Raw genomic sequence first — 8683 nt, forward strand, 5'->3', positions numbered from 1 at the left:
AACGTCTTCGAAGCTGATGGTCTGCGTATGCAAATAATGGCGCGCCAAATCATCCATACCGTGGCGAGTAGCGGCCGCGTTAATTACATAGCTGGCAAGCATGGTATCCATCGCCCAGTTATTGGGTTTGTCATGAATACTGCCTAATAGATCGATATCATAAAAGCTAAGAATATGGGCATCATATTTTAAATGCTGACCGATTTTACCAATGTTTGGGTTTTCTAAGATGGGTTTTAAGCGCGTCAACACCATATCGCGGTCAAGCTGTTTGGCCGTTAGCTCATCGCCTTCTAGACTATGAGTTAGCGGTACATAATAAGCTTCATGGGCTTTTACCGCAAAAGACAAGCCAACCAATTCAGCCTGACGCCAATAAACACTGGTGGTTTCGGTATCAAGGACAAAATGCGGTGCAGATTCTAATAATGTAACCAAGCTATCAAAAGCAGGTTCATCTAAAACCGTGTGCCACGCTTTATCATGAGTTTTACTGTCTTTGATATTATCGATGATACTTGATTGTAGTGATTTGGCGATTTGTGCTTGCGATTCTGCATCTGCTTGACTGTCGGCAACGCTTTGTGCGCCATTCCCATTTGCATTGGCTGGATGATTGGGATGGTCGAGTGATGCCAGCTCATTTTTAAATTCAAGCTCGCTATAGAGCGCGCGTAGCTCATCGATATGAGCGCACGGGTCGGTATTGATTTTTAAATCTCGCCAATCTTGACCGATTTCTAAATCGGTGACGATGGTTGCTAATTGTGCATTAAAGGGAATGTCGTCGGCATATTCGACCAGATTCTTGCCAGCGCGTCCTTTGATATTGGCGACGTTTTTGAGCATATTGTCGATGTTGCCGTATTCGTTAAGCAAGTCTTTGGCGGTTTTTTTACCGATACCGGGTACGCCTTTAATGCCATCAGAGGAGTCGCCCATCAGCGTTAAAAAGTCAATCATTTGATTAGGATTAATGCCAAATTTTTCCACCACGCCTGCGCTATCAGTGACTTTACCGGTGAAGCTGTCTTCTAGTATCACGCAGTCATTAATCAGCTGCATCATGTCTTTATCACCGGTCGAGATAACGACGTGATGACCTTCGGCAACGGCGCGATGGGCTAGAGTGCCAATAATATCGTCGGCTTCCGCGCCTTCGATACGCAATAGTGGAATCCCTAGCGCCACGACCAAACTATGAATATAAGGAATTTGCTCGGCAAGCTCCACATCCATTTTTGGTCGGTTGGCTTTATATTCTTCCGACATCGCATGACGAAAAGTCGGAGACTTAGTATCAAAACAAACCGCCATGTGGGTTGGGTGGTAGCGACGCATCAGTTTTAATAACGCATTCAACGTCCCACGTATGGCGTTGGTGACCAGCCCTTGAGAGTTTTGCATGTTCTTTGGCAAGGCATGATAGGTGCGAAATAAATAATAAGAGCCGTCGACCAAGATAAAAGGCGGCTGCTCTTTGTTCACATGGCTGGTATCCATCGTTGCCACATTGGGCATGGTGGCAAAGTTTGGTAGCGTATTGGGATTAATGGGCGAGTGCGAGTTGTGATCGTTGTCGGTCATAGAAAGTCACTTATTATTTATTAGGTATAATCAAAAATGAGAAAAAAGATAACCCATTATAACGATAAAAGCGTCGCGTGCCGAATGGCTTAAAAGTTAAGATGTGTACGACCAAAAAGGATAGCCAATAAAAAAAGAACCCAGACCAGCTGAGTTCTTTTATCAGTTTTTTCTGACTAATTAATATTTTTTCTAAGAGTTATTTTACTTCTGACGTCACTTCACTATCGATATTGCCATGGGTGGCTTTCGAATATGGGCAAACTTTATTGGCTTTTTCGACCAGTTTTTGAAATTCGTCGGCCGATAGTTCTGTATTTTCACCGATTACATGGATTTTTGCTGCCAATTTAAAGTCCAAACCTTCGCCTTTCATTAAATCTACTGATACTTCGGTAGTCGAGTCAAATTTTGCTTTCTCTTCGCCTTTGACCGCTGCCAGTGCGCCATCAAAACAAGCAGCATAACCCATAGCAAATAACTGCTCTGGATTGTTACCGTCTTTACCAGAACCCGGTGCGACCATGTTAATGGTCAAATCACTATCTTTTAGGCTCGCGTTACCAGTACGGCCGCCAGTAACGGTAGCTTGTGTAGAATACAATGTTTTCATAACATATCCTTTGTTGTTGGTTTTTATAATTAAATGATTTATCTACTATGTGACCATCCTTACATGTGATCTTACTTAAAAAGCGATTTTACATAGCAACTTCTTAGATTAGCACAGTGAGCAACGCTGAACGTATCGCGCAAGTTTAGAAATGGTAACTTGCTAAAATGTGTAATCGGAGTTCTCTAAAACGACAATAGTAGGATTTTGATATATAAATAAGGATACTATTAATGTAAACTAATCACAAAAATCATTTTACTAACATATTACAGTAACCAAAGTAGCTAAAAAGCGTCTAACCATAAGGACATTGTTTAATGAATGCCTCGCTGAATAAATGGATTTTGTTACCAAGTATCGTCTCTTTACTGGCACTTGCGCTCAGCGGCTGTGAAGAAGAGGACGTGTTTTTTGGCGTAGGCAGTAGCAATAATATAACGCTAACGAGATTTGCCGATAGCTATGACAGTAAAGCCAATGCGACTGCGATTGCGCGCATCGATGAAACCTATCGTACCGGTGATTATGAGATTAAAACCAGAAATCTTGTCAATAACTACAGTAATCAAAGTTTAAATGCTTTAGACAAAACGGTACTAGCCGATAAGTTCGAAGGGCGATTGGAACACAAAAATATTGAAGTCAGTGGGCGCACGGTCAAACGGCCTATTTATGAAAAAAACAGCAATAACAAGTTCAATTATCAAACCACTTATAAAACCTTAGATTTATCAGATGTGAAAGCGGATAGTTATAATGCAGGCGTTACGTTAAGCGACAGTCGCGGCATTATGACGGCCTTAAATCACTATTCTAAACTGCCAACCAATTTAGCCTTTCCAGCAGGCTCCGTTTGCTATATTCCCGTTGTCAGCAGCGAGCGCGCATTTTTAGCCTTTAACGAAAAAGACAAAACAGGATACTCGTCGCTTGATAAATGGGTTGCGGCAGCCGAAGCACGTTTTAATGATGATAGAGATTATAGTACCTCAAGGTTTGGCGTTGGTATCAATAACAAGCAACGAGCGGCGCAAGTAATGTTTTTTGAATATAAAGACCAACCGGCTTATCAGTATAACGGGGTTGAATATAGTAAAGATATTTATGAAGCGGATTATGTGGCCAAAGGCAGTAGCAATCCAAATACCAACAGCTTTCGCGGTGTGGTCGATTGCACGATTGTCAATGATGTCGCCGCTGACTTTTTAGAAGATAAAATCAAGCGTTATTATTAAAGCTAAGAGCGCCTAAAGCCTAAAGGTTTTTGAAATTTAAAAATATCCGCACTCTCTACTTAGTTAGCAGAGAGTGTTTTTTTATGCGCTAATTCTGCAACCAAACGCTAAATCCGCTACAATACGCCCATTATTTATCTTATTTGTTTAGCGTGATTTCTAAATCACACAACCGTTGAAGCCGAAATTATGAGCGTAGATCCAAAGAAATTAAGCAAAGAAGTCGCCAAACGCCGCACCTTTGCCATTATCTCGCATCCCGATGCGGGTAAGACCACCATGACCGAAAAGCTACTGCTATGGGGGCAGGCGATTCAGGTGGTTGGGGAAGTAAAAGGCCGCAAAACTGATCGCCATGCGACCTCTGATTGGATGAGTATGGAGCAGGAGCGCGGTATCTCTATCACTACCTCGGTGATGCAGTTTCCTTATAAAGACCATATGGTCAACCTGCTAGACACCCCGGGTCATGCCGACTTTAGTGAAGATACGTATCGTACTCTGACCGCGGTAGACAGTGCGCTGATGATGGTCGATGGCGCAAAAGGTGTCGAAGAACGGACCATCAAGCTGATGGAAGTTTGCCGAATGCGTGATACGCCCATCATCTCATTCGTCAATAAACTTGACCGTCAGATTCGCGAGCCGCTTGAGCTACTCAGCGAAATCGAAGCAGTATTAAAGATTAAATGTATTCCGGTCACGTGGCCGATTGGTATGGGGCAAGATTTCGTTGGCGTTTATCATTTAACCGAAAACAAAACTTACCTATATGAAAAAGGTCATGGCGGCGAGATGACCGTCTCTGAGACGCGCGAAGGCTACGATTATCCTGATATCCGTGAGCGTTTGGGCAAGTTGATGTTTGATTCTTTTGAAGAGTCGCTTGAGCTGGTACAAATGGCGCTCGAAGACTTTGAGGTTGATGCGTTTTTAAAAGGTGAGATGACGCCTGTATTGTTCGGGACGGCACTGGGTAACTTTGGCGTAAACATGGTACTTGATACCTTGATTAAATATGCACCGCCGCCAAAATCGCATCCGACCAATGAGCGCGAAGTCGCCGCAACCGAAACCGAATTTAGCGGTTTTGTGTTTAAGATTCAGGCCAATATGGATCCGCGTCACCGTGACCGTATTGCTTTTTTGCGCGTGTGCTCTGGCAAGTACGAAAAAGGTATGAAAATGAAGCACGTGCGCTTGGGTAAAGACGTGCGTATTGCCGATGCGCTGACCTTTTTAGCAGGCGACCGTGAAGCGTTAGAAGAAGCCTATCCAGGTGATATCATTGGCTTGCACAACCACGGCACGATTTCGATTGGCGACAGCTTTACCGAAGGCGAAGAATTAAACTTTACTGGTATTCCGCACTTTGCCCCAGAACTGTTTCGCCGTGTGGTGCTAAAAGACCCGCTTAAATCAAAAGCGCTACAAAAAGGTTTGCAGCAATTGAGCGAAGAGGGCGCAACGCAGGTCTTTATGCCGCAGATTAATAACGATTTAATCTTAGGTGCAGTCGGTGTCCTACAGTTTGAAGTGGTCGCGCATCGTCTAAAAGAAGAATACAAAGTGCAATGTATTTTTGAGCCAGTCTCTATCGCAACCGTGCGTTGGATTCACTGTGACGATGAAGTGGCGCTGGCGAAGTTTAAGAAAAAAGCCCATGACCAATTATCAATAGATGGTGGCGGTTATTTGACGTATCTTGCGCCATCTCGGGTGAACTTGCAGCTGATGCAAGACCGCTATCCTGAGATTACTTTTAGCAATACGCGCGAGCATTAAAATTAGCTTGTTAATCTTTATGCTTACCTTTAAAAGACACACTATCGTGTCTTTTTTATTATAAAAATTTTTGTTGCAGTCAAATATGAGCTGTTACGAGCGCATTAAGTACTCAAAAACACAAACAGTGCACCTACAATACGGCGCAATAGTTACGGTAGAATATCAATAAACCTTATTGGTACGTGAAAGAGGCTATATGAAATCTGCAGCTCACATTCATTATAATAACTCAACATTCACTCAACCATTCCCATCTCAGCGCAGTGTGCGGCGTTTGGTTACGGTGCTAAGTAGTGGCTTATTACTTGGGGCGTTAAGCCTATCAGCGCAGGCGAGTAGCTTGATTAGTCATAGCAAATATTTAGAATATGAGTTGCCCAAAAAAATACAGGAAAAATGTACAGCGCGTGATAATTGTCCAGATATTGAGGTGAAATACCTTAAGACCAATCATGCTTGGATAAATAAGCTTGCCAATGCGCGTATTGATAATTTAGTGGTAAATAGTAAGCCAACGGAGTCGGCGCCCATCACCAAGCAAAGTAGCACAGCCGAGGTCAAAGCTGCTATCGACGGTTTTGTTAGCGCGCAGTTTGCTGATTTACCCAAAGACAGTATTTTTGTTTATAGATTAATGGTGACGCCTGAATACTTGGGTCATGTGAATGATTTTGAGCTGTTTGAAATAAACTCTTATGTCTTCACTGGTGGCGCTCATGGCATGCCATATAGCGAATATATGATATTTGACCAGCAAACCAATAAACAAATCCAATTAACAGATATGCTGCAGCCTAACAAAAAATCAAAATTTAAAGCTTTAGCTTATGATGCTTATAAAGGTTGGGTGAAAACGGTCGATGAAGATGCGGTAAGCTATGAAAAAAACTGGCCATTTACCTTAAGTGAGAACGTAACCTTGACTGACAAAGGGATCGATATTCGTTATCAGCATTATGCTATCGGCCCCTACGCATACGGAATGCCTGTACTGAGTATTCCATATGATAAGCTTGGCGGTATCATCAAACCTCGATTTATACCTAAATAATATCAACAATAATTTTAGCCAGTATGAAGATAATTGTATAAGAACAGCCATTTATAGAAAGTTGTTAGCTAAAAATAGCCATTGAATATTTTATAAAAATAAGGAGTGATAACATGACAAACCATACAGAAAATACCCATACACCTGTGACGACAGAGGATGCAACTTGGCAACTTAATGCCCTAACCGAAGCTTTAGGCGATCTGACCTTGAACGTCAGTGACAGCCTGTCTGTTGGACGCGGTAGCGATAATGACGTGGTGCTCGGTAGCAAGCAAGTGTCGCGCAATCACGCGGTCTTGAGCGTATTAAATGGTGAGCTATACGTTAAGGACTTAGAGTCATCGAATGGTACTTTTATCAATGAGCAGCGGATTGAGGGCAATAAATCTCAGCGCCTTAATGCCAATGATACGCTAGGCTTTGCAAGTTTTAACTTTCAGGTAATTGCGCCTGTTGCTGCGACCTTGGATAATGAACAAGCTGCTCCAGTTGTGTTAGATGAGCCAGTATTAAGCACGAACGCTGATGCAGCTGCGGCATCAACACTTGCAGAATCAACACCTGCGGCCGCTGAATCTACCGTTATAGCGCCAGTCGTTATCGAAGCAGCAGATAAAAAGCCAACAATTGAAGAAACTAGTATTCAAGAACCTATCGTTAAAGAAACTGTTGCTGCAGAGCCTGTAATTAACGAGCCTATAATCAACGAACCTATTGCCAAAGAGCCAGTCATCAAAGAAACTGGAATCGATGAGGTATTATCAGTAGCTGATACTATCGAGCCATCAACTTCAACTAGCACACCAGTTGTCGATGAACCAGCACCGAGCGCGGTTCGTCAGGCTCAATATGACAGCGATGCTGCAGCGCATGATAAGACCACGACGACCACCTTGCAAGAAGAAGCGGATCCTGACGTCCTACGTGCTAAGCAAGCCGCTACCGCAATGCGGGCCAAGCCGAGAAAAAACCGAGTGGCGGCTGGTTTATCTGGGTATTTATTGCTATTTTAATCATTGGCCTCGCGCTATGGTTGTTTAATAAAGGCAGCATGTAAAAGACTTATCTTTATAAATTTAACAGTATTCTTAAAGAAATAAAGCAGCTGCCCGTTGATAAAGATTATGGACTTCATAAAAAACTATACAATTTTTATAAAGCCATGCAATAAAGACGGGCAGTTTAGGCTTTAAATGATGTCTCATCAATTTAGCTTTGAAAATAGCGGCAAATTTAAGTTAGAAAAAATAGCAATACAATCAAGTGTTTGATAGCTTTTATGAAAATAAAGCTAAAAAAAATGAAAAAGGACTTGCGTCTAGCAAAATATTTGATAGAATAGCCACCACTTTGAGAGAACAAGCCGACTTAGCTCAGTTGGTAGAGCAACTGACTTGTAATCAGTAGGTCGCCAGTTCGATCCCGGCAGTCGGCACCATCTCTTTCAAAGTCGCTTTTTATGAATTTGCCTTAAATTAAGGTAATTTTATAACAAGCAATCTAGGTGGGATTGGGGAGCGGTCAAACCCAACAGACTGTAAATCTGTCGCGAAAGCTTCGAAGGTTCGAATCCTTCTCCCACCACCATATTTGTTCTAAGTTTGTCCTAGCGCCAAGCATACTCTTTATCTTACAAGACTCGCTATTCGAGTCAAACAATATAAGAGTAAATGCGGGTGTGGTATAATGGTAACACCTTAGCCTTCCAAGCTAATGACGCGGGTTCGATTCCCGCCACCCGCTCCATATATGCACCATCGCAGCAACTATCAAACATCACGACAGTCAGTTATTATTGCTGTATCGTGATATTTTTTTTAGTACAACCGGTAGGTTGGCTACTGTAGTTTTTAAAAGTACGCTCATATAGCTCAGCGGTAGAGCACTCCCTTGGTAAGGGAGAGGTCTTGAGTTCAATTCTCAATATGAGCTCCATTTATTTTCCAAGCCTTGTATATATGCTTTACTATTTTGATAAAGCATCATATTTTGACAAGACATTATATTTTACAAAATATTGTAGCAATATCGAATTATAAAATATTGAAAATTATAAATAGAGTGTGGCAGTTAATAGTTTAAAGGTGACACTAAGGTGTTGCCTTTTAGTGCTGTCAGTAGGTTTATAAATCTATTTGTTAGTCATATTTAGAAAAAAACTGTTTTGTTGAGATGTGCTAGTAGATGGCACAATATGCAAGCGATTGAAAAACAAGTATAATGCCCATATATAGAGATGTGCTTAGCAGTTAAGCTAGCAAACATCTTGAAGACATTTATTTTAGTAGTTAAACCATAGCGTCAACGGTTTGATGGTTATTACGCATCATGAGCCGTCAAACAGCTATTTACCGATCTTTGATTGTTAAAGATTCATCAATAAAGAGGAAATACCCATGGCAA

At 41.9% G+C, this 8683-nt stretch carries 6 protein-coding genes and 4 tRNA genes; 8 read left to right on the top strand and 2 right to left on the bottom strand.

What is annotated here, in order from left to right; all coding sequences use genetic code 11:
- Together V7D75_RS13060 and V7D75_RS13065 are read right to left on the bottom strand one after the other, a co-directional pair.
- Positions 1 to 1503: 5'-3' exonuclease H3TH domain-containing protein (locus V7D75_RS13060; RefSeq protein ID WP_333614906.1), on the bottom strand; the 1503-nt coding region annotated here is incomplete at its 3' end.
- Positions 1504 to 1786: 283 nt separating this feature from the next.
- Positions 1787 to 2200, bottom strand: a complete 414-nt coding sequence (locus tag V7D75_RS13065; protein WP_144298045.1) for an organic hydroperoxide resistance protein — start codon at positions 2198 to 2200, stop codon at positions 1787 to 1789.
- Between the two features lie 320 nt (positions 2201 to 2520).
- On the opposite strand from V7D75_RS13065, the gene V7D75_RS13070 reads away from it, so the two are divergent.
- The 8 genes from V7D75_RS13070 (at position 2521) to V7D75_RS13105 (ending at position 8215) form a co-directional block, all read left to right on the top strand.
- Positions 2521 to 3438, top strand: coding sequence for a hypothetical protein (locus V7D75_RS13070; RefSeq protein ID WP_333614903.1), 918 nt, complete (start codon positions 2521 to 2523; stop codon positions 3436 to 3438).
- Positions 3439 to 3627: 189 nt separating this feature from the next.
- The gene (locus V7D75_RS13075) at positions 3628 to 5223 is read left to right on the top strand and encodes a peptide chain release factor 3 (RefSeq protein WP_068404019.1); all 1596 of its coding nucleotides are present in this window, start codon (positions 3628 to 3630) and stop codon (positions 5221 to 5223) included.
- Positions 5224 to 5422: 199 nt separating this feature from the next.
- Positions 5423 to 6277 carry an RsiV family protein gene (locus tag V7D75_RS13080; RefSeq protein WP_333614904.1) on the top strand — a complete coding sequence of 285 codons (855 nt, stop codon included), beginning with the start codon at positions 5423 to 5425 and terminating at the stop codon, positions 6275 to 6277.
- A 113-nt stretch (positions 6278 to 6390) separates the two neighbouring features.
- Positions 6391 to 7293: an FHA domain-containing protein gene (locus V7D75_RS13085; protein WP_333614905.1), complete on the top strand. Its 903-nt coding sequence runs from the start codon at positions 6391 to 6393 to the stop codon at positions 7291 to 7293.
- 349 nt (positions 7294 to 7642) lie between these two features.
- Positions 7643 to 7718, top strand: a tRNA-Thr gene (locus V7D75_RS13090).
- 65 nt (positions 7719 to 7783) lie between these two features.
- Positions 7784 to 7867: transfer RNA gene (locus tag V7D75_RS13095), tRNA-Tyr, on the top strand.
- An 85-nt stretch (positions 7868 to 7952) separates the two neighbouring features.
- Positions 7953 to 8026 (top strand) — tRNA-Gly (locus V7D75_RS13100).
- 114 nt (positions 8027 to 8140) lie between these two features.
- Positions 8141 to 8215 (top strand) — tRNA-Thr (locus V7D75_RS13105).
- Positions 8216 to 8683 lie beyond the last annotated feature (468 nt).

The sequence above is a fragment of the Psychrobacter sp. genome, from assembly GCF_036731945.1.
Classification (GTDB): Bacteria; Pseudomonadota; Gammaproteobacteria; order Pseudomonadales; family Moraxellaceae; genus Psychrobacter.

Coding starts and splice junctions, on each gene's coding strand:
- V7D75_RS13065 (WP_144298045.1), bottom strand. CDS start 2,200: ATGAAAACATTGTATTCTACACAAGCTACCGTTACTGGCGGCCGTACT.
- V7D75_RS13070 (WP_333614903.1), top strand. CDS start 2,521: ATGAATGCCTCGCTGAATAAATGGATTTTGTTACCAAGTATCGTCTCT.
- V7D75_RS13075 (WP_068404019.1), top strand. CDS start 3,628: ATGAGCGTAGATCCAAAGAAATTAAGCAAAGAAGTCGCCAAACGCCGC.
- V7D75_RS13080 (WP_333614904.1), top strand. CDS start 5,423: ATGAAATCTGCAGCTCACATTCATTATAATAACTCAACATTCACTCAA.
- V7D75_RS13085 (WP_333614905.1), top strand. CDS start 6,391: ATGACAAACCATACAGAAAATACCCATACACCTGTGACGACAGAGGAT.